Annotated in this window: 19 protein-coding genes; 13 read left to right on the top strand and 6 right to left on the bottom strand. The window is 70.4% G+C overall.

What is annotated here, in order from left to right; translation table 11 throughout:
* Nucleotides 1–188 precede the first annotated feature (188 nt).
* The 9 genes from ACIQK6_RS12730 to ACIQK6_RS12690 all read left to right on the top strand — a co-directional run bounded on the left by ACIQK6_RS12730 (nt 189) and on the right by ACIQK6_RS12690 (nt 10,957).
* Nucleotides 189–599: a DUF3291 domain-containing protein gene (locus tag ACIQK6_RS12730; RefSeq protein ID WP_329100020.1), complete on the top strand. Its 411-nt coding sequence runs from the start codon at nt 189–191 to the stop codon at nt 597–599.
* Entirely contained in the window at nt 596–2,134 is a 1,539-nt protein-coding gene (locus ACIQK6_RS12725; RefSeq protein ID WP_402694768.1) for an MFS transporter, read from the top strand. The genes ACIQK6_RS12730 and ACIQK6_RS12725 overlap by 4 nt, the downstream gene beginning before the upstream one ends.
* A 130-nt stretch (nt 2,135–2,264) precedes the next feature.
* On the top strand, nt 2,265–3,470 hold the full coding sequence (locus ACIQK6_RS12720; RefSeq protein ID WP_329100023.1) for a cytochrome P450: 1,206 nt from the start codon (nt 2,265–2,267) through the stop codon (nt 3,468–3,470).
* Nucleotides 3,467–4,816 carry an MFS transporter gene (locus tag ACIQK6_RS12715; RefSeq protein WP_329100024.1) on the top strand — a complete coding sequence of 450 codons (1,350 nt, stop codon included), beginning with the start codon at nt 3,467–3,469 and terminating at the stop codon, nt 4,814–4,816. The genes ACIQK6_RS12720 and ACIQK6_RS12715 overlap by 4 nt, the downstream gene beginning before the upstream one ends.
* 680 nt (nt 4,817–5,496) lie before the next feature.
* On the top strand, nt 5,497–6,594 hold the full coding sequence (locus ACIQK6_RS12710; RefSeq protein WP_329100025.1) for a SagB/ThcOx family dehydrogenase: 1,098 nt from the start codon (nt 5,497–5,499) through the stop codon (nt 6,592–6,594).
* Nucleotides 6,591–7,802, top strand: a complete 1,212-nt coding sequence (locus ACIQK6_RS12705) for a JmjC domain-containing protein (protein ID WP_329100026.1) — start codon at nt 6,591–6,593, stop codon at nt 7,800–7,802. Before ACIQK6_RS12710 ends, ACIQK6_RS12705 begins: the two co-directional genes overlap by 4 nt.
* Before the next feature lie 76 nt (nt 7,803–7,878).
* Nucleotides 7,879–9,144 (top strand): JmjC domain-containing protein, encoded by a 1,266-nt coding sequence (locus ACIQK6_RS12700; protein WP_329100027.1) that lies wholly within the window; start codon nt 7,879–7,881, stop codon nt 9,142–9,144.
* Entirely contained in the window at nt 9,141–10,385 is a 1,245-nt protein-coding gene (locus ACIQK6_RS12695) for an MFS transporter (protein WP_329100028.1), read from the top strand. The genes ACIQK6_RS12700 and ACIQK6_RS12695 overlap by 4 nt, the downstream gene beginning before the upstream one ends.
* A 65-nt stretch (nt 10,386–10,450) precedes the next feature.
* Nucleotides 10,451–10,957 carry a TetR/AcrR family transcriptional regulator gene (locus ACIQK6_RS12690; protein ID WP_329100029.1) on the top strand — a complete coding sequence of 169 codons (507 nt, stop codon included), beginning with the start codon at nt 10,451–10,453 and terminating at the stop codon, nt 10,955–10,957.
* Between the two features lie 131 nt (nt 10,958–11,088).
* On the opposite strand, the gene ACIQK6_RS12685 is transcribed toward ACIQK6_RS12690, so the two are convergent.
* The 4 genes from ACIQK6_RS12685 to ACIQK6_RS12670 form a co-directional block, all read right to left on the bottom strand.
* Nucleotides 11,089–12,330, bottom strand: a complete 1,242-nt coding sequence (locus ACIQK6_RS12685; protein WP_402694767.1) for an ABC transporter permease — start codon at nt 12,328–12,330, stop codon at nt 11,089–11,091.
* On the bottom strand, nt 12,327–13,016 hold the full coding sequence (locus ACIQK6_RS12680) for an ABC transporter ATP-binding protein (protein WP_329107763.1): 690 nt from the start codon (nt 13,014–13,016) through the stop codon (nt 12,327–12,329). The genes ACIQK6_RS12685 and ACIQK6_RS12680 overlap by 4 nt, the downstream gene beginning before the upstream one ends.
* Nucleotides 13,017–13,078: 62 nt before the next feature.
* Nucleotides 13,079–14,563, bottom strand: a complete 1,485-nt coding sequence (locus ACIQK6_RS12675; protein ID WP_329100031.1) for a peptidoglycan-binding protein — start codon at nt 14,561–14,563, stop codon at nt 13,079–13,081.
* A 34-nt stretch (nt 14,564–14,597) separates the two neighbouring features.
* Nucleotides 14,598–15,089, bottom strand: a complete 492-nt coding sequence (locus ACIQK6_RS12670; RefSeq protein WP_329100032.1) for a hypothetical protein — start codon at nt 15,087–15,089, stop codon at nt 14,598–14,600.
* Between the two features lie 246 nt (nt 15,090–15,335).
* Here ACIQK6_RS12670 and ACIQK6_RS12665 point away from each other — a divergent pair, with 246 nt between their 5' ends.
* Both ACIQK6_RS12665 and ACIQK6_RS12660 read left to right on the top strand, forming a co-directional pair.
* Nucleotides 15,336–15,752, top strand: a complete 417-nt coding sequence (locus tag ACIQK6_RS12665; RefSeq protein ID WP_329100033.1) for a hypothetical protein — start codon at nt 15,336–15,338, stop codon at nt 15,750–15,752.
* On the top strand, nt 15,737–16,690 hold the full coding sequence (locus ACIQK6_RS12660; protein ID WP_402694766.1) for a hypothetical protein: 954 nt from the start codon (nt 15,737–15,739) through the stop codon (nt 16,688–16,690). Before ACIQK6_RS12665 ends, ACIQK6_RS12660 begins: the two co-directional genes overlap by 16 nt.
* A gap of 116 nt (nt 16,691–16,806) precedes the next feature.
* Here ACIQK6_RS12660 and ACIQK6_RS12655 read toward each other — a convergent pair whose 3' ends face one another.
* Together ACIQK6_RS12655 and ACIQK6_RS12650 are read right to left on the bottom strand one after the other, a co-directional pair.
* On the bottom strand, nt 16,807–17,394 hold the full coding sequence (locus ACIQK6_RS12655) for a helix-turn-helix domain-containing protein (RefSeq protein ID WP_329100037.1): 588 nt from the start codon (nt 17,392–17,394) through the stop codon (nt 16,807–16,809).
* Between the two features lie 166 nt (nt 17,395–17,560).
* The gene (locus ACIQK6_RS12650; RefSeq protein ID WP_329100038.1) at nt 17,561–17,995 is read right to left on the bottom strand and encodes a hypothetical protein; all 435 of its coding nucleotides are present in this window, start codon (nt 17,993–17,995) and stop codon (nt 17,561–17,563) included.
* A 575-nt stretch (nt 17,996–18,570) separates the two neighbouring features.
* On the opposite strand from ACIQK6_RS12650, the gene ACIQK6_RS12645 reads away from it, so the two are divergent.
* Nucleotides 18,571–24,417 carry an FG-GAP-like repeat-containing protein gene (locus ACIQK6_RS12645; RefSeq protein WP_329100039.1) on the top strand — a complete coding sequence of 1,949 codons (5,847 nt, stop codon included), beginning with the start codon at nt 18,571–18,573 and terminating at the stop codon, nt 24,415–24,417.
* The gene (locus tag ACIQK6_RS12640) at nt 24,414–24,848 is read left to right on the top strand and encodes a hypothetical protein (RefSeq protein ID WP_402694765.1); all 435 of its coding nucleotides are present in this window, start codon (nt 24,414–24,416) and stop codon (nt 24,846–24,848) included. The genes ACIQK6_RS12645 and ACIQK6_RS12640 overlap by 4 nt, the downstream gene beginning before the upstream one ends.
* Nucleotides 24,849–25,087: the final 239 nt, after the last annotated feature.

The raw sequence follows: 25,087 nt of genomic DNA, 5'->3' as shown, positions 1-25,087 counted from the left end.
GGAAGTGCGGTGTCCGGATCCGAACGTCCCCGCGTACCGGACGGGATCGAGCCAACTCTTCGTGCGAGCCGAAGTTCATCCTCCGCGGCTGTCCGGAAGAACCACACGACGGGCTCTTCTCTGAGGCTGGTACTTGTGCCCTGATCCCGTGATCCCGCGTTCCATGCCGTAGTAGAGGAGAGAGCTCCATGCCCACCATTCCCTGGATGCCCGGGGCCGCCGCCAAGGATGCGACCGCCGACTCCGGCCAAGCCGTGGTCATGGCTTCCAAGCTCCAGGTCACCTCGCTGCTCCACGTTCCCCGGTTCTTCCTGCTGTCGCTGGTGGTGTGGAAGCAGGTGCGGTCGGCGCCCGGGGTGATCGGTGCCTCGCTGCGGGCGGAGCCGCTGAAGAAGACCTTCTGGACCCTGTCCGCGTGGAGCGGCCAGGAGGCCCTCGACACGTTCTCGCGCTCGGACCCGCACGCCCGGATCGTTTCCCGGCTGCGGAAGGTGATGGACCGTTCGGTGTTCGTCTTCTATCCGGCCGACCACGACAGCCTGCCCGCCGGCTGGGACGACGCGGTGGCACGGCTGAAGAGCAAGGAGGAGGGCCGGTGAGCGCCGTGACGGGACAGACTGCGGCCGACGCGCCCGCAAAGCCGGTCATTCCCCACGGGACGATGGTGCTGGCCGTCGCCTGCCTGGGTCTGTTCATGTCCTTCATCGAGGTCACGGCCGCGATCTCGACGCTGCGCGCCCTGCAGCTGGACATGCAGGTCGCGCCGGCCGACCTGAGCTGGGTGTCGAGCACGTACACCCTGGTCGTGGCGGCCTGTGTGCTCTCGGGCGGTGCGCTCGGCGAACGGTTCGGCAGGCGGCGGGTGTTCGTCACCGGTGTGGTGGCGCTCGCCGCGGGCTCGCTGGTGGTGGCGACCGCGAGCGGGTTTCCGCAGGTGCTGGTCGGGCGGGCGATCAGCGGGGTCGGCGGCGCGCTGGTGCTGCCGACGTCGCTGGCCATCATCACCACGACCTTCTTCGTCGATCTGCCGCGGATGCTGCGCTACATCACGATCTGGGTGTCCATGTCCGGCGTCGGCCTCGCGGTCGGACCGCTGCTCGGCGGTGCGCTGCTCGACCGCTTCGACTGGCCGGCCGTGTACCTGGTGAACACGCCGGTCGCCGTGGTGACGGTGGCCATGGCGCTATACGCGGTGAAGGAGACCAAGGTTCCGGACCGGGCGCTCGACCTGGGTGGCCAGTTCCTGTCCGTCGTCGGTCTGGGCACGCTCGTGTACGGGATCGCCGTCGGCGGCCGGCTGGGGTACGACGACCCGGTGGTCGTGGTCTCGCTGGCGGTCGCGGTGGCCGCCCTGACGGGGCTGGTACTGGTGGAGCGGCGGGCCCCCGTGCCGATGCTGGACGTACGCATGATGGGCTCGCTGCGGGTCTCGGCCACTCTGGTGGTGGCGGCGAGCGCGCTCTTCACCTTCGTCGGCATCGTCTTCCTCGAAGTGCTGTTCCTCCAGCGGGTCCAGGGCACCGAGCCGATGGCCACGGGCCTGAAACTGCTGCCCGCGATGGTTTCGTTCGTGCTGTCCACCCTGGTGGCGCAGCGGATCGCGGCGAAGGTGGGGCCGGGCCGGCTGCTGGCCGCCGGTTCCCTGGTCACGGGTGCGGCCGCGGTCGTCCTGGTCGCGCAGCAGCCCGACAGCGCGTACGGGATCACGGCCCTGGGCCTGACCCTGCTGGGTCTGGGCAGCGGCCTCGTGGTCGCGCCGTCGACGGCCGCCGCGTTCGCGGTCGTCGAGCCTGCGCAGATGGGCTCGGCCTCCAACGCGGTCACCGCCTTCCGGCAGGTCGGCTCGGTGCTCGCCACCTCGGTGCTGGGCTCGGTGCTCGCCGTGCGCTTCATCGGCGTGCTCCCGGACAGGCTCGACGCGGCGCACGTGCCCCCGGAGGTCGCGTCGACGGTCGTCGAGGTGGCGCGGAGCGGCGGCAACGGCAGCGGCCGTTCCACGGAAGCGGTGACGGAGGCCGTCAACGCCTCGTTCAACGCGGGCATCCACACCGGCATGTGGGTGGTGGCGGGCGTGTCCGCGCTGGCGGCGGCACTGTCCCTGGCCTTCCTCACGCGGACGAAAAAGGACGCTTAGCCCATCGAGAATCCAGATCCCGGGTTCAGTGAATTCGAGGACTCGAGAATACCGTTGGAAAGCAATTGACGAGCCGGCACTGCCACGCGAGCATTAATTCAGAAGTCGACGGAAAGGAAAGGGAGGGATCATGACGGCGCCCAGTGTTCTGAGTCTCCTCGACCCGAGCGCCCTCATGGACCCGCACCCGATATATCGGGAGTGGAATCGACAGGGTCCGGTCATCTGGGATTCTGAAATCGAGGCGTGGCTCATCACCGGCTACGACGAGTCTTTCCGGGTATTCCGAGACATCGAGAACTTCTGCCAGGACTGGCGTCGCATCGACGTGGAGACGCCCGCCTCGCTGCTCAGCCTGCAGACGCTGGACCCGCCGGAGCACACCCAGATCCGGCAGTTGATGCACGAGGGGTTCAAGGCCGTCAGCCCCTACGCCCTCGAGGACGCGCTCCGGTCGGGCCTCGAGGAGCTGCTCGCCGCGGTGGAACACCGGCCCGGTTTCGACTTCGTATCGGAGCTGGCCGAGCCGCTCACGCTGCGGGTCATTTCGGCGCTGCTCGGGATCCCCCAGCCCGACCCGGCCTGGTTCGTCCCGCTCTCGAACACCATCGTGGACGGTATGGACTTCAGCCTCCGGCCGGAGTGCTACGAGCCCGGCGTGGCGGCTCGGGCCGAGCTGTCGGCACTGGTCGGCCGGTGGTTGGAGTCGCCGCCCGCGGACGGGTTCGTGAGCCACGTGGCGCACAGCGGGAAGCGGGAGGGCATCGAGCACGACGTCCTGCTGAACTCGTTGCGCGTCGTCCTCCAGGCCGGTTTCCAGACCGCCAATCGTTTCCTCGCCACCGGCCTGCTCACGCTGCTCCGCATTCCGGCCGAGCGACGCCCGCGGGCCGGCACCGACGCCGCCGTCAACGAACTCGTCAGGTTCGCGGGCCCGGTGCACGTCGAGAGCCGCGCCTGTGTGAACGACACGGCTCTCGGGGGCCAGCTCATCCGCAGGGGGCAGGTGGTGTCGATGTTCCTCCCCGCCGCCAACCGGGACCCCCGTGCGTTCGCCAGTCCGGGCGAGCTCCTTCTCGACAGGAGTCCCAACCGGCATCTCGGATTCGGCCGGGGCCCGCACACCTGCCTGGGCGCACCCGTCGCAGTGAGCGTCGCCAGGGAAGTGTTCGCCACCATCGGCCGGCGCTATCCGCACGCCCGACTCCTGGGCGAGCCCGTTCCGAGGCCCAATGTGACGGAACACGGCTTCTACGAGTTCAAGGTTTCTTTTTCCGCGGAAGACCGCCCGACAGGGCGGAGCCCGCAGGAAGAAGGGGAAGTTGCCCACCGATGAGAAAAGAGGTGAAGACATCATGCGTCACGCCCACTGAAACGAAGCGAGCAGGGCTTAAGGCTACTGGTCGGACCCGCGGCAGCGGGTCCGACCAGCCCCTCCCCACCGGAGTCTCGGCCGTCCTGCGCCTGCCCGCGATGCGCGCCGTGTACCTCGCGCACGCGATCTCCATGCTGGGGACCATCGCCGCCGAGGTCGCCCTGTCCGTCCTGGTCTTCCAGCGCACCGGGTCCGCCCTGCTCTCCGCGCTGGTGTTCGTCTGCACCTTCCTGCCGTACGCCGTCGGCGGCACGCTGCTGTCCTCCGTCGCCGACCGCCTGCCCGCCCGCCCCCTGCTGGTCTCCTCCGACCTGATCTGCGCCGGCTGCGTCGCGGCGATGACGATCCCCGGAATGCCCGTACCCGCCCTTCTCGGTCTGCTCGTCGTCACCGGTCTCATCGCTCCCGTCTTCCAGGGAGCGCGAGCCGCGAGTCTGGCCCAGCTGCTGGACGGCGACTTGTTCCCCGTGGGCCGGTCGCTGCTGCGCACCATCAGCCAGACCGCGGTGGTGTCCGGGTTCGCGGTCGGCGGCGTCCTCATCGCCCTGGTCGGACCGCGCTGGGTGCTCGTCGCCAACGCCGCCAGCTTCCTGGTCTCGGCCGCACTGCTGAGACTGGGCACCCCCGCCACCCCCGCCAATTCGGCGGCCGGACAGGAGGGAGCGGCAGCCGAACCCTCCGTGCTGCGGGAGTCGCTGAGCGGCCTGCGGTACCTGTTGCGCACCGCGCGGCTGCGCCGGCTGCTCCTGCTGTCCTGGGCGGTGCCCGCCTTCTCCTCGGTGGGCGACGGGCTGGCCGTCGCCTACACCGTCCAGACCGGCGCTGCCGCCACGGCGGCCGGCGCGCTGTTCACCGGCTACGCGGTCGGCACGGTCGCCGGCGAGATCACCGTGGCCCGGCTGTCACCGGCCACCCGCCGGCGTCTCGTCGTGCCGCTGGTGATCCTCAGCCAGTTGCCGCTCGTCTTCTTCGCGGCCTCTCCTTCCGTCCCCGCCGCCGCACTGCTGCTCGCCCTGTCCGGTGCCGGCTTCGCCTTCAACCAGGGCATCGACCCGCTGATCCTCGCGGCCACCGAACCCGCCTACCGCGGACGGCTGTTCACCGTGCAGAGCAGCGGCCTGATGACCGTCCAAGGCGTCGGCATCGCCCTCTTCGGGGCCGCCGGTACGGTCTTCGCCCCCGGCCTGGTCGTCTGCGCGGCCGGGTCGGTGGGTGCCGTCGTCGCCCTCACCCTGGCCCGTTCGGCTCTCCGTGCGACCCCGTCCCCCGTCATCCCGGCCCCCGCGCCGGCCGCCATGAGCGAATAAGGGCCCTCGCCACCCGGGCAGGGCCCTGACCGAAATCGATCCGGCTGTGAGACGCGCCACGTCTCACAGCCGGATTTCGCCGTTTGTCCACGACAAACCAAAAGAAGTGAGGAATCGGATTCCCCTATCGGAATTCAGGAATTCCGATGCCCCGCAGAACGTTCCCGGAAAGGCTTTACGCGCCACCCTCGGAATGATGTCATTGATTCAGCGCGGAAATCCCGCCGCAATTACCCGGGAGATCGAGGGAGGTGTAGAGATATGGACATCGTCATCATCGAGGACCGCGAGGTCGTGGCCCACCACCCGAGCCTCTGACGAGGTGATCCGATCCTGAAAGCTCCGAAGGGAGGTGAACGGAATGGACATCGTCATCATCGAGGACCGCGAAGTTGTGGCCCACCACCCGAGCCTCTGACGAGGTGATCCGATCCCGAAAGCTCCGAAGGGAGGTGAACGGAATGGACATCGTCATCATCGAGGACCGCGAAGTTGTGGCCCACCACCCGAGCAAGTAGCTGAGAAAGGGCCCGCATGAACGAGGGGCCCGAAGCATGAAGCGCTCGGCTGCGAGACGGGCCGTGTCTCGCAGTCGGGCGTGCTCGCGCCACCAAGCGACTTTGCACCTTCCAACGTAATCCCCCGCACTGCGCCCAGGAAACGGATGAGGAGACTCGACCATGAAGGTCCGCCGCCGGGAACACCTGGTCTGCAGCTGGCAAAAAGACGGACTGCGCATGGGAATTCCCGGGCAGCGCCGCTGGATCGAGGTCACTCCCGATCTGCTCGACCTCCTGGCCAAGGCCGGCGCGGGGGCCGACGCGGAGGAGCTCGCCGAGCGGTATCCCGTCGAGGAGCGCGCCCGGGTGCGGCAGGCCGTGGAGACCCTCACCGGCCTCGGCGTCCTGGTCCCGAACGAGGGCGCTCCGCCGCTGCCCGAGCTGTGGGAGCGCTGGGGCCCCGTCACCGAGCGCTTCCACGACGAGGCGCGCAACGCCAACTACCTGGTCCATTCACCCCAGCGGGTCGAGCTCGTCGAGGAAATCCTGACCGAGGGCGGCGCCCCGGACATCTTCAAGGAGTATCCGGGGAACCCGGTCGTGATGCTGCCGCGGCGACCGCTGCGTCTGGACGTCCCGGTCGAGGACGTCTTCGCCACCCGGCGTACGCACCGCAAGTTCACCGGCGCCCCGGTCTCCCTGGACCAGCTCGGGACCCTGCTGTTCCACAGCTTCGCGCCGCACCGGTTCATCCACGGCGGCCCGTTCGGCGCCCAGCAGTGCCGGGTCAGCTCCTCCGCCGGCGGCCGCCACGAGGTCGAGGCGTACGTCGTGGTCTACGACGTCGAGGGTGTCCAGCCGGGCCTCTACCACTACTCGGCCGCCCGCCACGCCCTGGAACTGCTGGACCCGGACGCGCCCCGGGAGCGGGTCGCGGAACTCACGTACCACCAAGAACCCTCCTACGAGGGGGCGTTCACGATCTTCACCACGGCCGTCGCCAACCGGCTCGCCTGGAAGTACCGTCATCCCCGCGCCTACCGGCTGTGGATGTACGACGCCGGCCACTACGGCCAGACCTTCGCCCTGGCCGCCACCGCGCTGGGCCTCGGCCCGTTCCAGACCGTCGCCTTCGCCGACGACGAGGTGGAGCGCTTCCTCGGGGTGGATCCCGCCGAGGAGTTCGCCGTGTACCTGCTCTCCGCCGGCATCCCGGACGGCCCCGGGCCGCTGGTCCCCGCCGACTTCGCCTTCCCCCCGCCCCAGGAAGTCCGATGACGATCACGACCGCCGACGACGCCGTCAAGGCCGCACACGCCCCCGCCGCGGCCGACGCCGACGGGCTCGCCTCGCTCGTGGGCGACCCCGAGACGTTCCTGCGCGCGCACTGGACCAGGACCCCCCTGCTGCGGCCCGCCGCGTCCGCCGACGCCTTCGCCGGCCTCCTCGCCCTCGCCGACATCGCCGATCTGCTCACCACCCGGGCCCTGCGGCTGCCCCACGTCCGCCTGGTGCGCGACGGACAGGCGGTCGCCGAGAGCCAGTACACCGGCATCCGCCACATCGGGCACGGCACCGTGACCGATGCGATCGTCCCGGAGAAGGTGCTCAGCCACTTCAGTCTCGGCTCGACCCTCGTCCTCGACGCCGTGGAACTGCTCGTCCCCTCCGTACGGGCGCTCTGCGGCCGGCTCGCGGCCGCCCTGGCCTGCCCCGTGGACGCCGTCGCGTTCCTCACGCCGCCCGACCGCAAGGGCCTGGCCCCGCACATCGACGACGAGGACGTCTTCGTCCTCCAGCTCTCCGGCAGCAAGCAGTGGACCGTCCACGAGCAGCTGCGGCCGGTGCCCCTCACACCGGGCGCCCTGTCACCGTCCGCCCTCGGCCCGGTCGCGCTCACCCCGCTGCTCAACCCCGGCGACGTCATGTACGTGCCGCGCGGCACCCCGCACCACGCCGAGTCCACCGGCGGCCATTCCCTGCACCTCTCCCTCGCCGCCCGGCGGCCCACGCTCGGCGCGCTCACCGCCGACACCGTGCTCTCCGCGCTGCGCGAGGCCGGGCAGGACCGCGACCTGAACACGCTCGACCCGGCCGAGGAGATCGGCGCCCTGGTGCGCGAGCTCGCGTCCGGCGCACTCGACCGGCTGCCCGCCGTACCCGCCCCGCCCGCCACCGTCGGCACGGGCGAGGGGGGCACCGCGCTCGCCGCCGTGCTGCACGGTCTCGAGGCCCTGGCCACACCCGGCGCCCGCTACACGGCGGCCGGCCGGATCCGGCTGCGCGACGACGAGGGCGGAGCGCTGGAGGCCGACTTCGGGCGCTTCCGCGCCCAGTTCCCGGCCACCGCCCGCGAGGTCCTGGAGCGGCTCGCCGGCGGCGGCACCGTCCGCTCCGGCGACTTCACCACCGACGATCCGCACGCCGTGGGCAGCGGCCCGCTGAGCCAGCTCCTGGTGCGCGGCGCCCTGCGCCTCGCACCCTGACCCCGCACCTCTGCACGCCCCCCCCTCTGCACGCCCGTCCGGCAACTGGCGATCCGACAACCGAAGGGAGCGGACCATGGCCCTGGGACGCTGCATCTCCACATCCGCCGACACCTTCCGCGACCGGATATTCGGCCGTCGGCACCTGCACAGCACGGCGGCCGAACTGCCCGGCGGCTTCGCCGACCTCTTCTCGCCCGAGGCCCTGGACGACGTACTCGCCGCGGGCCTGCGCACCTCCTCGATCCGGCTGCTGCGCGACAACGTCGAAGCGCCCGTCACCCGGGGCGCCGTAGCCGAGGAGGGCGACACACCGGGCGCCGCGCCGTTCGTGTCGACGGACACCGTGCGCTCCGCGCTCGCGTCGGGGCACACCCTCATCATCCGTTCCCTGCAGCGCATCCACCCTCCGCTGCGCCGCTTCGCCCACGAGCTGTCCGCCGAACTCGGCCACCCCGTACGCATCAACGCCTTCGTCACCCCTCCGCACTCACAGGGCGTGGACCTGCACTACGACATCGAGGACGTCCTCGTCCTGCAGATCACCGGCAACAAGCGGTGGGAGCTGCGCACCCAGCCGTTCACCGACCCCCTGCCGCGGCACGCCTGGTTCGACTCCACGGACCGCCGCCGGAACGAACTGCGCGCCGAAAGCGAGCCGCTGGCCGAACTGGTGCTGCGCGAGGGCGACTCGCTGTACTTCCCCCGCGGCACCTTCCACTCGCCCCGCACGCAGGAGGACCTCTCCATGCACCTGACGATCGCCATCCCCCCGGTCACCCGCCACGACCTGCTGACCGAGCTGGTCAGCCAGGCCGTCGGCGACGATGCCTGGCTGCGCGGAACCGTCTCGCTCGACGCCCTGGAGGACGACGCGGAGCTGGCGCGCACCGTGCTCGCCGAGGCGGCGGAGCGGCTGGCCGCGTCCGCGAAGACGGCCGACCCCGCCGACGTCCTCTGGGCCGTGCGCAAGGCCGCCTTCAAGTCCGTCGTCCCCGAACCGGTCTCCGTGCTGCCCGGGTCCGCGGCGGCCGCCCCCTACCGACTGCGCGACGGGGCGGTGTTCCGGGTGACGGAGGAGAAGGACGGCACCGCGCTGCTGACGACGGGCACCCACTCGGCCCGCCTGCCGAAGGCGGTCGCGCCCGCACTCCGCTCCTTGCGCCGCGGCCCGGACCTCGACTTCGGGGCACTGGTCAAGGCGCTCGGCGTCCAGGACGCCACGGAGGTCTCGCAGGCGCTGGTCAGCATCGGGCTCGTGGCACCGGTCGGCCCCCGCGAGCGCGCTCAGGACCGCGATCACGACGGTGACGGCGACCGCGACGACGAGGCCGCCGCATGAGCACCGAGTTCGTACCGGGCCAGGCCGGCCGGGCCGGCCCCGTCCCCGAGACCCTGCGCGCGCATCCGCGGTTCCTGCGGGTGTGGCTGGGCCAAGCCAGCGGTGCCGTCGGCGACCAGCTGCTGCCGGTGGCGCTGAGCCTGTACGTACTCAACTCGGGCGGCGGCGCCGGCGAGGTCGGCCTGGTGCTCGGCGGCCGCGCGGTGTCGCTGGTCCTGTGCCTGCTCGCGGGTGGTGTGCTCGCCGACCGGATGCGACGCACCCGGATCCTCTTCGCCGCCGATCTGTTCCGCGCCGTACTGATCCTCACCGCGGCCGCCCTGCTCACATGGCTGCCGATCGCCGCGCTGCCCGTACTGACCATGCTGATGGGCGGGGGAGAGGCGATGTCCCGCCCGGCCGCCCGCTCCCTCATCCCCTCGCTGCTGCCCGACGGGCTGCTGGAGCGCGGCAACGCCCTGGTCGCCGGCGCTCACCGCAGTTCGGCCGTGCTGGGCGCGCTGCTCGGTGTCGCACTGGTGGCCCTCGTGGGTGTGCGTACGGCGCTGGTCCTCGCCGGCCTGGTCTTCGCGCTGGGCGCGCTGACCGTGCTGAACGTGCCGGAAGAGGCGCCTTCCTCCGGCAGCGAGCGCCGTTCGGTGCTCAAGGACGCGGCCCACGGGCTGCGGGAGGTGCGCCGCAGGCCCTGGTCGATGGCCGTGATGTTCACCGTCTGCCTGCACCTGTTCGCCGGGTCCGCGACGGCGCTGACCCTGCTGCCGGTGGTGGCCCGCGAGCACTTCGGCGGCGACGTCGCCTACGGCGTGGTCCTGGCCTCGATGGCCGTCGGCGCGCTCCCGGCGATCGTCGTGGCGGGCCGCTGGCGTCCGAAGGCCCCCGGCACGGTGGCCATGCTGGTGCTCACCGGGTACGCCCTGGTCCCGCTCTCGCTGGCGGGCCCGTTCCCCCTGGCAGGGGTCATCGCCTGCTTCGCGCTGGGCGGTTTCGTCGTGGAACTGTACTTCGTGTACTGGGTGTCCGCGCTGCAACGGGCCTTCCCCGGCGACGTCCTGGGCAAGGTGTTCGCCCTGGACCAGCTCAGCGCCTACGCCCTGCTCCCCCTCGGCTACCTCCTGGTCGGCCCGTTCGTCGGCGCCTTCGGCGCCCGCGCCACCCTGATCGGCGGCGGCGTCCTGGTCGTGGCGTCGAGCCTGTTGTGCCTCGCGGTCCCGGGAGTGGCCCGCCTCGGCGACCGGTCGTGACATCCGGCGAAGGGGCCCACCGTCCGGGAGGGCCCCGTCGACGGTGGAAGCGACCGGCCGTGCGGATGAGTGCGGACGAGCGACGCGAGATCCTCGTCCGGGCGGCGGTGGTGGAGTTCGCCAGAGGTGGCTACCACGGCACGTCGACGGAGTCGATCGCCCGGCGGGGCGGTGTCTCACAGCCCTATGTCTTCCGGTTGTTCCCGACCAAGCAGGTGCTCTTCACCGCTGCCACGGACCGGTGCTTCCGTCGCGTCGCGGAGGTCCTCGTACAGGCGGCCAAAGGCTCGTACGGTGTCGAGGCGTTGGCGGCGATGGCCGATGCCTACGCGGGACTGCTCGAGGAACGTGACGTGCTGCTCATGCAGATGCAGGCCTACGTCGTCGCCGCCTCACCGGAGCAGTCCGCATTCGCGGAGGGCCTGCGTCAGCGCTGGTTCGATCTGTGGGAGCTGGTCCACAGCCGTTCCGGGGCCACGCGGGAGGAGCTCGACGCGTTCTTCGGCAGCGCCATGCTGATCAACACGCAAGTGGCGCTCGGAGCGGCGGTCCGGAGCGCGGCGCCCCGCTGATCGTCCCGCGGCAGCCTTCGCAGGTCAGATGCAGTGCGCACGCCGAGCACCGAGTGGTTCCCGAGCGTGTGGCGCGGGTTCGATCCCCGTCGTCCCGGCCGGGGCGCGGAGCCGCCGCGGTGCGGCGGGCATCAGCGGCGGAGGGCTTCCGCCGGCTGGATGCGCGCCGCGCGCCATGCGGGGTAGAGGCCCGCGACGAGGCCCGTCGCCAGTCCGATGGCCGGTGCCGCTGCCGCCGTCGCCGGGTGGACCACCGGGGTCCAGTCGCGGACCACGGCGACCAATACCACGGTCAGGACGCCCAGGGAGGTGCCGACGAGGCCGCCCAGCGCGCCGAGTGCGCCGGACTCCGCGAGGAACTGCACCGTGATGTGGCGTCCGCGTGCGCCCAGCGCCCGGCGCAGACCGATTTCCCCCGTGCGCTCCAGTACGGCGACCAGGGTGGTGTTCGCGATGCCGACGGCGCCGATCACGAGGCAGATGGCCGCCAGGAGGAGGAACAGCCGGTTCAGGTCGTCGCCGACCTGGCCCCGCAGCGTCTTGGGGTCCGGTGGCGGAATGACCTTGAAGTACTCCGGGTGATCGGGGCGGAGCGCCGTCGGGGCCTCGTGCCCGATCTGCGGAGCCGCCCCGAGACTGGTCGTGACCAGCATCTTCGCTCCGCCGGAGGTGGGCGTGCCCCAGATGCGTTCCGCCGTGCTGCGCGGTACGACGACCGACAGCAGCAGGTCGGCCTTCCGCTCCGTGCCGGCGACGATGCCGATGACGGTGAACGGCCGGTTGCCGATGAAGATCGCCGGGTTGGTCTCCAGTGTGGTGATGCCGAGCCGGTCGGCAACTCCCGTCCCGATGACGGCCACCGGCGCCGCTTGATCGGAGGCGTAGGCGTCGTAGAGCCTTCCCTCCGCCAGGCGGGCGCCCGCCGCGGCGAGCACCCCGGGCGAGGCGGCCACGACGTCCGTGGTGTTCTGGGCCCCGCCGCCCCCGACGACGGCGGAGGAGCGCACCGCCTCCTCCGCCTCCAGCCTCACCGGCCAAAACACCCCTGCGTGCTCGACCCCGTTGAGCCGCTCGATCCGTGCGTCGGCGTCCGTCGGGAAGGCGAGCCCGGCGAACTCGCTCTGTTCGTGGCCGATGTCCTCGATGGTCACCTCGGTCGCGCTGAGGGCGTTGAACCGGGTGTCGATCTGTGAGGAGGTGGTGGCGGTCAGTCCGAGGATCGCCACGAAGGTGCCCACGCCGAGGACCGTACCGAGGGCGGTCAGAGCGGAGCGACCGGGCCGCTGGAGCATTCCGGCGAGGGACTCGGAGAGCACGTCGTGCCAGGCGAACACGGAAGGCCGGATGGGGTTCGTACGCCGCGCGCGCCTCACGTGGCCACCTCGGAAGCGACCGGGTCCGAGACGCTCAGCACTCCGTCTCGAATCGTCACGGTGCGCTTGGCGCGGGCGGCGACGAGCGGATCGTGGGTGATCACCAGCACGGTCATGCCGTCCGCGTGCAGCCTTTCCAACAGGGCGAGTACGGAGTCGGCGTTCGCCGTGTCGAGGTTTCCGGTCGGTTCGTCGCACAGCAGCAGGGACGGCCGGGTCACCAGCGCCCGTGCGATGGCCACCCGCTGCCGCTCCCCGCCGGACAGCCTCGTGGGCAGTGAGTCGACGCGGTGGCCGAGACCGACCTGCTCCAGTGCGTGCAGGGCACGGGCGCGCCGCTCCCGCCGGGGTGTGCCGTCGTAGACCAGGGCGAGCGTCACGTTCTCCAACGCGCTGCGCTGGGGCAGCAGGTGGAAGGACTGGAACACGAACCCGATGCGCAGTCCGCGCAGCGCAGTGCGGTCGGCGTCCCGGAGGGTGCCGGTGTCTATGCCGTCCAGGAGGTACGTTCCGCCAGTGGGGGCGTCCAGGAGCCCGACGATGTTGAGGAACGTGGACTTCCCCGACCCCGACGGGCCGACGACGGCCACGAACTCGCCCTGCTCGACGGTCAGGTCACAGGCTCTGAGAGCGGTCACGGGAGGCGGTCCGGGATAGGTCAGTCCGATCCCGCGGAACTCGATCACCGGCTCGGCCGTCGCCCCGTCGGCGGCTGCGGCCCCGTCGGCCTCGGCGGCCGCGGTCGCGGTCACGGGGAAGCCTTCTCCCGCGGCACTCCGGTGATCACCCGGTCGCCTCCGGTCAACGAACCGTCCGCCACGGGTGTCACGGCCACAAACCCGTCCCCCGCCGTACCCGTCCGTATCTCCACCCGACGCCGCTCGCCGCTCGCTTCGAGCACGGTCACGGTGGTCCGGCCGTCGGCTCCGGAGCTGATCGCCGTGATCGGCACGACGAGCGCCTTGCCGTCCGTCGACGCCGCGGTGACCGTGACGCGTACGTCCTGGCCGGTCAGGTCGGCCTTCAACGGCGTGCTGGGAGTGATCTCCACGAGCCAGCCCGTCGCCCCCTGCCCGCCCGCAGCGGGCACACCCGCCCCGCCCTTCGCCTGTCCGGTCGACGAACCGGCAGTGGAACGCTTGTCCGAGACGAGCGTGACCTCGCCCTTCGCGGACGTACCGGTCACCTCGGAGTAGATCTCGGCCGCGCGTCCCGGCCGTATGAGGTCCTTCTGGTACTCGGGGACGTACGCCTGCACCAGGAGCTTGCCGGCGGACAGCGTCATCGCGGTGCCGGTCGCCTCGCCACCGACCTTCGCGGCCACCGAGTCCACCCGGGCCGGGAAGCTCTGCAAGAACACCACCTCGGCCGCGGGCAGCTTCGGCCCGGCGACCGTCTCGGCGGCGGCGAGCTTCTTCTGTGCCGCGGCCAGGTCCTCCTGCGCCCTGCGCACGGCCTTGCCGTCGTCACCGCCGGCCGGGCCGGCGGTGGTCGCCCCGGAGCCCGGCTTGGCACCCTGCGTCCGCGCGCCCTGGGCGTCCTCCAGAGCGCGTTGGGCGGCGGTGACCTGGCTGCGGGCCTCCGCGACCGGGTCGCCTTCGGCACCGTTCGCGGATATCGGGTTGTAGCCCGCCGCCTTGTAGAAGGAATTGAGTGCGGCCTTCGTACCGGAACCGAAGCTGCCGGCGGCGTCGGGCGCCGACGAGTGACCGAGTGCCCGCAGCGCGTTCTGCAACTGCTTGATGTCGTCGCCCGTGGCGCCGGGGCTCAGGTCACGGTAGACGGGCAGGCCGCCCTCCAGGGCGAACACGGGTCGCCCGGACACCTCCATCAGGACCTGTCCGGCCCGCACCGTGTCCCCCGGCCGCACCCCCGTCTTGGTGATCACCGGGCGCGCGGCGCCCTCGCCGGCGGTCACCTGGGGAATCACCTCGACCGTCTGGCCCGCGACCACTTGGCCGCGGGTGATGACCGATGACGTGAGCACCCGGTTCTCCACGGGCGCGGTCAGCACGTCCGGCCGGGGCGCCGCGGCTTCCGCGGCGACCTGCGCGGGCGACTTCACCAGCAGCGCCGCCCCCAGGCCCCCGAGGGTCGTGAGTACCGCACCCGCGGCAACGGCTAGCAGCCATCGGCGCCGGCCCGATACGCCGCTCGAACCCGCTTCGGGCACCGCCGGTTCCAGAAGGTTCGACTGAGCCGCATCCGTCGTGGTGCCACTGTCCTGCGCCATCCGTGCCCTTCTTCGTATGACAGGCGTACGCGGCTCAGCCGCCGACCGCGCCGCCGCTCGCGTCCGAGGAGCACTTCCGAGCGGCGAGCTGGAACGTGGCCGTCGCGTACGTCGGCTGCTCCTCGGCGGTCAACTCGACCACGGCCGTCTTCGGGTCGGGGTCCGGGTAGTTGGGGAAGCCGTTCTCGCGCACGCAGGCGCTGAACTTCTTCGCCTTGGCCACGGCGTCGGCCGGTGCCGGAGCGGCCGCTTCCCGGCCGGGAAGCAGATCGGCGCACTTCGCCTGCGCCTTGGTCTCGACAGCGGCGTCGTACTTGTCCTTGTCCACCCGGAGCTGCCCGTCGTCGCGCTTCTCCAGAGTGACGCCGTTCGCTTCGAGGCACCGGTAGTAGGCCTGCTCCTGGGCGCTCGGCGGCGGGGACTTCGTGTCCGACGCCTGGCCGGAACCTCCCGAACAACCGGTGACCAGGGCGGAGGCGAGCAGCGCCGCCGCCACGAATCCGGGCACGGCCGGACGAACGAGCATGGAGACTCCGATGAACGTGAACGGGGTGAGCGGGCACGGGTGCCCCAGCCTCGCCCGGCGGAACCGCCGGAGGCGGAGCAGGCATGAGTCTGCCGGAGCCTTCCGGGCCGAATGATCGAAGAGTAATTCGATCGGATCGGCTACGTCTAGCTCCTCAAAACAAGTAGACAGTCGAGTTATGGCCATGCTCTACTGCGGCTGCTTTCGAGTGATCTTGACCATCAACTCGCAACCAGGGGGCGGAACATGGACATCAAAAAGACCAAGAGGCGCGTCGCGACACTCGCGGTGTCGGCAGCCGCGATCAGCGGGCTCGCGCTGAGCACCGCCGCACCGGCATCGGCCTGGACCCAGTACAACGGCAACCTGGAGTCCATGGAGTTCGGCCTGTACTACAACTCGGGGCAGGGCGGCTGCGTCTTCGACCTCGGCTCTTCCCTGGGCGACTTCGCCGGCCACACGTTCGTGGGCGGCTGCTCGGGCTCGGGCCAGAAGACGAACGACAACACGGCGTCGTACTGGAGCCGCTCCAGCTCCACCTGGTACGTCTGGACCGACCACTACCAGGAGGGCACGCGCGGCTCGATCCCCGCCGGTTACAGCGGCAACGCCTCCGACACCTACAAGAACAAGATCTCCTCGGCCTCGTGGATCATCTTCTGATCCGGCGCCACGTGGCCGCCGTCGGTGCCGTCCTCGCTCTGGCGGGCTGCTCCGCCACGGGCACGGACGGCACCGCCGGAAACACGGAACCGCCGGTGAGCTCCACTCCCGCCATGCTCAAGACCGTGGGCATCAGCTTTCCGCTGGACGCCTACGAGGCCACTCCCGAGCAGAGCGACACGCTGACGCGGGCACAGTCCACGCTCACCAGCCAGTGCATGGCGCAGCTCGGCTTCACGTACCGGGCCCCCGAGCAGCGCATCCCCTCCGCCAACAAGTCGAACGCCCGTGTCTTCGGTCTGTCGGACCCGGACACGGCGGCCCAGTACGGATACATGAATCCCGGGATGGCCAACGCCCCGGAGCAGCCGAACCCGGGGAGTGCGCTGACCGAGGCGGAGACGCTGGCCCTCAACGGATCGAACGACCTGAACCCGGCCGACTTGCCCAAGAATCTGGACGAGGCGCAGAAGTCCGGCGGAAGCAGCGTGAAGTTCAACGGGAAGCCGGTGCCCGTGGGCGGCTGCGTCCGCGAGTCCTTCCTCAAGCTCTACGCGCGCAAGGCGAACGAGGTGGACATCCTCTTCGTGTTCAACCTCAAGGGCGAGGCCGAATCGAAGACGCGCGAGGACTCCCGGGTCCGCGCGGTCAACAAGCGCTGGTCGGAATGCATGTCGAAGGTCGGGTACCGGGCCACGGATCCCATGCAGGCGACCAAGGAGCTGGGTATCGCCGGGACCGAGCTCTCCGGCCCCAAGGCGGTCGCCGCCGCCAAGGCTGACGTGCAGTGCAAGCAGGAGGTCAACCTCGTGGGAGTGCACTACGCGGTGACGACGGCCTACCAGCGACAGCTGGCCGAGAAGCACGTGGAGACGCTGGCACTGGTCAAGGAGCAGCTGGAGTCCCGTCTGCAGCTGGCTGCTTCACTGACGCACTGAGTCGCGCCGGGCGTTCGCGGTGGAGGGAGACCCAGGTCGGCGACCTGGGCCTCCTTCGTTGCCTGCACCCGGGTCAGCGGACGACGGCGGAAGCGCCGGCCGGTCCGGCCCAGCGGTTACTGCGGCCCGCGCAGCCCTGCGACGAGGATCGCGACCAGTTGGCGGGCGTCGTAGCGGGGGTCGCTCTCGGCCCCGATGCAGAGGTTCCCGATGCCGCGCATGAGCTGGTACGCGGTGAGGCCGGTACGGATCTCGCCCGCGGCGGCGGCCGCCTCGAGCAGTTGCGTGCACACGGGGACGAGCCGGTCGAGGAAGTGGGCGTGCAGCGCCTCGAAGCCGGCGTTGTCCGCCTGCATCGCAGCGGCGAGGCCGTGCTTGGTGACCAGGAAGTCGACGAAGAGGTCGACCCACCGTTCGAGTGCGGCGTGCGGTGTGGGGCCGGCCGCCAGCAGGGCCGGGCCCGCTTCGGCGCAGGCGTCGACCTGGTGGCGGTAGACGGCGATGACGAGGTCCGCCCGGGTGGGGAAGTGCCGGTAGAGCGTGGCCACGCCGACGCCCGCCTTCGCCGCGATGTCGCGTACGGGCGCTTCCACGCCCGAGGCGACGAAGACCGCCGCGGCCGCGTCCAGCAGGGTCTGCTGGTTGCGCCGGACGTCCTTGCGCTGGGGTCCTGCCGCACTCTCCTGCCGGCCACTGTCACCCACTGCGGCACTCCTTCCACGACGGGCCTTGCAAAGTGGAACTACATTCCGTATCGTTCTTAGCGGAACAATGTTCCGCTTTGCTCATCATGGCAGACCCGGGGACCGCCGTCACGCGCCCCGTGGACACGCGGGCTCCCCGCCGAAGGAACCCCACCGGCGTTCGGCCCTATCCGAGCCCAAAGGTCGGGGCCCACGGGTCGTCGATGTCGAGCGTGATCTCGAATCCCGCGGTCGAGCTGACGGTAGCCACGCTCCCTGACCGTCGAATCCGATCGAACGGATTGGATTCCTCGAAGAACATCGCCCAGATGAGCGCGCGGTCAACGGTCAAGCGCGCAATGAACCCCTCCGACCCGTGCGCCCCCTCACCGCCCCACAGCAGCCCCTCCCCTCCCAGGTCCACCGCGGCGAGCCCATCGACCGAAGACACCCACGACGGATCGCCTTCCAGCACGTCGTCGAGGTCGAAGGGGGCGAGCACCGTGAAACCCCTCGGCGCTTCGGGGTCGAGGGCGACGCCGCAGGAGCGTCCGTCGGCATGGTGCAGTGCGTCCTTGATGGGCAGCTGAAGGCCTTCCCACAGGCGCTCGATCGCAGTCATTCGTCCTTCCCGTTCCAGGGACACGCCCCCAACCACCCGCCCAAAAGGCCACGTTGGTCCGAGCGCGCCCCCCTCCCACGCCTCCTGGAAGGCAGCCGGCACGTAGATCGATTATCGGCCATAGATTCGGCCCCTTGTTCGATATTCGCTCGCGGTGGCAGACGATCTTCTTCTTTACTAGAGGAGGGTGAGCCATGTTCAGATCCGCACGTCGCGGAGTCGTCTTCGTCCTGGCATCGGCGCTCCTGGCTACGGCCGGGGTCACCGATGCAGCGTGGGCACGACCAGCGGCTCGGGCCGCGCAGCCGCCGGATTGGGCGGCGACGCAGTTCGCCAAGGACTTACCGAAGCAGCCCAAGGCCATGTCCTTGGCGGAGCGCCGGAAGGAGATGGACCGGTCCCGGGGGGACCATTCACCGATGCGCGGCTTCGTACAGCCGAAGCCGCCGACGCTCCCCGCAGCTCCGGCGCAGAAGCCGAGTGCCCCGCCGAAGACCGGCCCCGCCAGCAAACCCGCCGGAGAACGGAGCGGTCCGTCCGGGCAAGCGGCAGCAGGGGTGCCGAATCCTGACTGGGTGTCGGCGTACGCGACCGCCTACCCCGGCATGCTGACCATCGGCGGACAGACGAAGTTCTCCTCGGTCCCGGCCTCGTCCGTCTCGGGCCTGTGGCTCTACGTCATGGACGAGCAGAAGAACCCGGTCCTCCAGCAGGAGATCAAGCGCTCGACCGACGACCCGACCGGCAAGTGGGTGGACAGCGGCGCGTGGTGCTACGGCTGGTGGTCGTCCAACCCCTACCCCGTTGACCAGTGCTTCTGGTGGAGTTCCAGCCTGCTCAACGGGCATCTCCAGGACGGCAAGAAGTACTACGCCTGGATCTTCCTCATGGGTTCCGACGGATCGGCGAGCCCCGGGGGGACGACCTCGCCGCTCGTCCAAGCCTTCTACACCCCTGACATTCCCGGCACGCAGGCAGGTCTGTGCACCTGCTACGGGCAGAGCTACCGGGCGGACCCGGTCAACACGGCGACCGGCATGTTCTACGACCGGAACACCGACGCAACGCTGCCGGGCTCCGGGACGCCGTTCTCCCTGGACCGCAACTACCGGTCCGACTCGACCACCGCCGGGCTCTTGGGACGCGGCTGGTCGACGCCCTTCGACTCCAAACTGACGATCGCCGCCGGCAGCAGCGCGACACTTCATTCGGCCGACGGCGCGCAGGTGGTCTTCAAGGAGCAGCCGGGCGGGGCCTACACCACCCCTGCGGCCTCCACCCTCACGCTGGCCAAGACGGGCGCGACGTACACGGTCACCGCCTCGGACCACACGCGGCACACGTACAGTGCCTCGGGCCAGCTCACGTCCATCGTCGACCGCAGCGGCCAGGGCCTCACCCTCACGTACTCCTCGGGCAAGCTCTCGTCGGTCAAGGACGCGGCGGGCCGGAACGTCTCCTTCACGCTCGACGCGGCGGGCCTGCTGACCAAGGTCACGCTGCCCGACGGGACGTCCCTCTCCTACGGCTACACCGACGGCCTGCTGACCTCGGCGACCGACCAGGCCGGCAAGGCCGCCAGCTACACCTACGACGCCAACAAGCGGGTGGCCACGGCCACCGGCCGCGGCGGCGGGAAGGTGTCGAACACCTACGACGCGGCCGGCCGGGTCATCTCCCAAACCGACAGCTCGGGCAAGACCACGAAGTTCACCTGGGACAACAAGCGGGAGTCCCACACCACCGACCCCAACGGTGGCATCTGGACCGACGTGTACTCCGGCAACGTGCTGATGGAGAGCGTCGACCCGTACGGCAAGAAGGTCTCCTACAGCTACGACCGGTACCTGCACCCGGTGTCCATCACCGACGCGCGCGGCAACACCACGGAGATGACCTACGACGCCGCCGGCCGCATGGCCACGCGGAAGTCCCCGACCTCGGTGGGGCTCACGGAAAGCTGGGCCTACGACGCGGCCGGGAACATCTCCCGACACACCGACAGCCGGGGCAAGACCTCGACGTACACCTACGACGCCGCCAACCGCGTCGCATCGAGCACCGACCCGTCCGGTGGGAAGGTCGTCTACGCGTACACGGCCGTGGGCGCGCTCGCGGGCGTCACGACCCCGCGCGGCAAGGCCACCACGTACGCCTACGACACGGACGGCAACCGCACCTCGGTCACCACGGCAGCGTCCGAGAAGACGACGTTCCGTTACGACGCCGCCGGGCGGGTCACCGCGATGACCGACCCGCGGGGCAACGTCTCCGGCGCCGACCCGAACGCGTTCACCACCGGCTACGCCTACGACCAGCGCGGTCTGCTCAGCTCCACGACGGACCCGCTCGGCCACACCACCACGTACGGCTACGACAACGCGGGCCGGCTCACCTCGGTGAAGGACCCTGCGGGCCGGACCACCGCCTACGCCTACGACACGGCCGGACGTCTCACCAAGACCACGAGCCCGGCGGGCAAGGTCACGACGCGCGGCTACGACGCCAACGGCAACCTGGCCTCCTCCACGGACGCCCTGGGCAACAAGACCACCCACACCTACGACAAGTCGAACCGGCTGCTCAGCACGGTCTCGCCGCGCGGCAACCTGTCCGGCGCCAACGCCGCGGCCTTCACCACCACCTACGGCTACGACGAGAACGGCAACCAGACCACGGTGACCGACCCGTCGGGCGCCGTGACGACCACCGCCTACGACGCGCTCAACCGACCCGTCTCCGTCACCAACGCCCTCGGCCAGATCACCAAGACGACCTACGACGGCAACGACAACGTCCTGACGAGCACCGATCCACTCGGAAAGGTCACCAGCTACACCTACACCGACTCCGGTCTCCCCGCGTCCTCCACCGATCCGCTGGGCAAGGTCACCTCCTTCGGCTACGACCCGGACGGGAACCGGACCAGCCTGACGACACCACTGGGCTTCAAGACCACCACCACCTACGACGCCGACGGGCGCATGGCCACGCAGGTCGAGCCCCGGGGCAACGTCGCGGGTGCGGACCCGGCGAAGTTCTCGACCACGTACGCCTACGACCCGGCCGGCAACCTGACCAAGGTCACCAACCCCCTCGGCAAGGCGACCAGCACCTCCTACGACGCCACCAACCGAGTGGTGGCGACCACGGACGAACTGGGCAGGACCACCAGGTCCGACTACGACGAGCTCGGCCGGATCACGAAGGTGACCGGACCCGACGCCGCCGTGACCAGCTACACCTACAACGCGGCCGGCGACCTGGCCACGCGCAAGGATCCGAACGACCACACCACCACCTACGGCTACGACGACACCGGCCGCCCGACGTCCGTCGCCGACCCGCTCGGCCGCAAGGACACCTACGGTTATGACGCCGACGGCAACCGGACCAAGGTCACCAATGCCCGCGGGGTCACCGCCACCGCCACCTTCGACGCCCGCGGCCTGACGACCGCGGTCAACTACAGCGACACCACGCCCCAGGTGACGGCCACGTACGACGCCCTCGGACGTCGGAAGACGGTCACTGATGCCACCGGCACGCGAACCCTGGGCTTCGACGCCGCCGGCCGGCTGACCGGAGTCACTCCGAGTGCGGGCAAGGGTTCGTACAAGTACGCCTACGACGCCGCCGGTCACTTGACCTCGCGGACCATCGACTACAGCGCTCCCCAGCCGCTGGACTGGAGCGGCGCCACCCAGACCGCCTCCGGAGACCTCGACGGCGACGGCTACACGGACGTCATCCGCACCGATGCCACCAACGGCATCCGCACCTTCCTCGGACGTTCGGACGGCACCTTCACGACCGGACCCGCGGTCAGCGGATCGGGCACCGGCTTCCAGCAGGTCCTCACGCTCGAGTACACCGGGGACGGCAAGCTCGACCTGCTGGCCATCGACAAGGCAACGGGTCATCTCCTGCGCTACGACGGCGACGGCAAGGGCGGCTTCGCCGCAGCCGTCGACCTCGGAGCCGGCTGGGGACCGATGACCCTCACCCCGGGCGACTTCAACAAGGACGGCAAGCAGGACTTCCTCGCCGTCAGCTCCACCGCCAACACCATGTACCTCTACCCGGGCAACGGCACGGGAGGCTTCGCGGCCCGCACGACCGTCGGAACAGGCTGGAAGACCTACCGGGTCGTCCCCATCGAATTCAACGGGGACGGAAAGCTCGATCTCCTCGCCGTCAACCCGTCCGACGGGCACCTGTACCTCTATCCCGGCGACGGCGCGGGCAAGCTCGGTGACCGTACCGACCTCGGCGCGGGCTGGGGCGCGATGCAGCTCGTACCCGGCGAGTTCGACAACGACGGCAAGCCGGACTTCCTCGCCGTCGACACCGCCAACCACAAACTGCGCTTCTACCCGGGCAACGGCACCGGCGGCTTCGGCAACCACGTCGTCCAGCCGGACGACTGGACCGCGTACGGGACACCGGCCGTGGGCCGCTTCGGGTCCTCCGCCAACCAGGGCGTCGTCGCCCCGGACACCAGCAACCAGCTGCGCAAGTGGAGCGGCGACGGCAAGGGCAACCTGACCGGCAACGCCGTCGCGACGGGCCCGGCCGGCGGTGCCAAGGTCAGCTACGGCTATGACGCGGACGGACGGCGCACCAGCCAGTCCGGCTCCGCGGGCGCCATCACCTACGGCTACGACCCCGACGGCAGGCTCACGAGCACCACCTTGCCGACGGGCAACGGTCACGTCGAAAGCCGGGCCTACGACAACGCGGGCCGACTGTCCGCCATCAGCAACAGCAAGGCCGCCGCCGTCCTCGCCGAATGGCAGCTCACGCGCGACGACGCCGGCCGGACCACCCGCGTGGCAGCGACCCGTGCCGGCCAGCCGGCGAGCTACCAGTACTACGGCTACGACAGCGCCGGCAGGCTCCTCACCGACTGCACCTCGACCACGCAGGCGGCGAGTTGCCCGGACACGGCAGCCGCCACCACCTACACCTACGACTCCGTCGGCAACCGCAAGACCCAGACCAGGGCCGGTGCCACCACCACCTACACGTACGACGCCGCGGACCAGCTGACCGCCGCCGCCACGGGCTCCACCCACCGCGGCTTCACCTACGACGCCGACGGGAACCAGACCTCGGACGGCGCCAACACCTTCGGCTACGACGCGAAGAACCAGCTCACCTCGGTCACCGTCGGCGCGGACAGCTACACGTTCGCCTACGACGCCGACGGCAACCGCACCAAGGCCTCCAAGGGCAGCACGGTCCTGCGCACCTCCGCCTGGGACGTCAACGCAGCCCTGCCCGTCATCGGGGCCGAGTACGACGCCGCCGGTTCCCGGACCGCCGAGTACCAGTACAACCCCTTGGGCCAGATCCAGAGCGAAACCACCGGTGGCCGCGGCTACTTCCTGCACCACGACCAGCTCGGTTCCGTCACCGACGTGACCGACACGAGCGGAGCCGCACGGATCCGCTACGGCTACACGGCATTCGGTGAAGCCACCAGGACCGATGTGGCTGCCGCTCCGCCCGCCAACCCCTTCACCTACACCGGCGCCTACACCGAGCCCAGCACCAGCGCGGCCGGCTACTACCTGAGGGCCCGCAACTACGACCCCACCACCGGACGGCTCACCGGAACCGATCCCGCAGCGCTTCCGGCCGGCAGGCCGTACATCTCGGCGTACGCGTACGCCGACAACTCACCCACCCGCTTCACCGACCCGACCGGCCTCACCCCGGACGACCCCGACGACGGCAAGGTCCACTCCTTCGGCCAGGCCGCGAGCATCATCGGCGACGGACTGGTGGAGGGCGCCAAGCTGCCCTTCCAGTTCGTCGCGGACATCTACCACGCGCTCAGGGGCCAGAACGGCGGCAGTGGCGCGTTCGTCGACAAGTACCTTCCCGTCCGCCCGGCCTACCGCCTCTACCGGGCCGCCGAGATGTTCCGCGACCAAGGCTGCGAGGAGCTGGCCGACGTCTACAGTCACGCGGGCGACGAACTCGCCCAGCAGCTGGCCGTCACCGGCCTGGGCGGTCTGACGGGGTGGCGCCGGAGCGTCGCCGAGTCGGAAACGAGCATCCTCCGGTCCGAGGGCGCGGCGCGCCCCCCGCTGCCTCCGCTGCGCCAGGCCTACATCGACGAGGTGGAGGGATTGACCCGGCAGGCCGCGGAGATGCGGGCCGCGGGCGCCTCGCCCGAGGTGATCGCCCGCACCTTGCACAAGGCCCGCCGGGACATCGGCGTCAAGTACAAGGACCTCACCCCGGAGCCCAAGCGGAATGAGATCTACGAGCGCAACCTCGGGAAGTACGGTGACAAGCTCGGTCCGTCGATCGATTGGCTCAGGGCGAACGGCAAGACCTGGGAGCAGATCATCGAGAGCGCGACCCGCACCGGCGGGAAGGACCTCGGTCTCGAAAAGAGGACGGAATGATGATCATCCGGTCGTTCGACCGCTACGGCGAGTGGGCCGGTTTTGAACCGGCCACGGGATCACTGGAGGTCCACGGCAGGGGCGAACCGACACCACCCGGCGCGCCGGACCCAACGGGCCACTACGGCACCTTGGGTGACGTACCGGTGGTGTTCTACCGGCACGGAGCGACCCTGCACCTCCGCATCGGCGATCAGGAAATCGGACTGGGGAGCAGCCCAGAGGCGCGACACGAACGGCTCGGAGGCCGCTGCCGGCTCACCATCGGCAGCACGTCCGTCGTGTACGCGGCTCCTGCGACCCTGATCGACCCTGCCGAGGACCCCACGCCCTTCGCCGAGCCCGAAGACTTCGACATCGGCCTGTTCATCGTCAACGTGCTCGAAGACCCCGCACGAAGGGACTCCCTCTACACCTCCGAACACGGCTGATCCCGCCGTACCGCCCGGCACGGGGCCGGCACCGCTCCACGGTTCGAGCCCCGTGATCCACTCCATGACGAAGCCCCAGGTCAACGACCTGGGGCTTCGCCGCTTCGGGGCCCGTGTGGGTGGCCGACGGCTGGGTAGCCGCCGGGTGAGAGCGGGCTCCCCGCGCCGCAAAAATACCCCCGGGGGTACCCGTGCTAGGCTCGAAATATACCCCCGGGGGTAATTGTCAGCCGAAAGGA

It is taken from the genome of Streptomyces sp. NPDC091682 (genome assembly GCF_044756625.1).
Classification (GTDB): domain Bacteria; phylum Actinomycetota; class Actinomycetes; order Streptomycetales; family Streptomycetaceae; genus Streptomyces.
The sequence above is the reverse complement of the archived record's forward strand: the minus strand, read 5'-3'. Positions and strand labels throughout refer to the sequence as shown.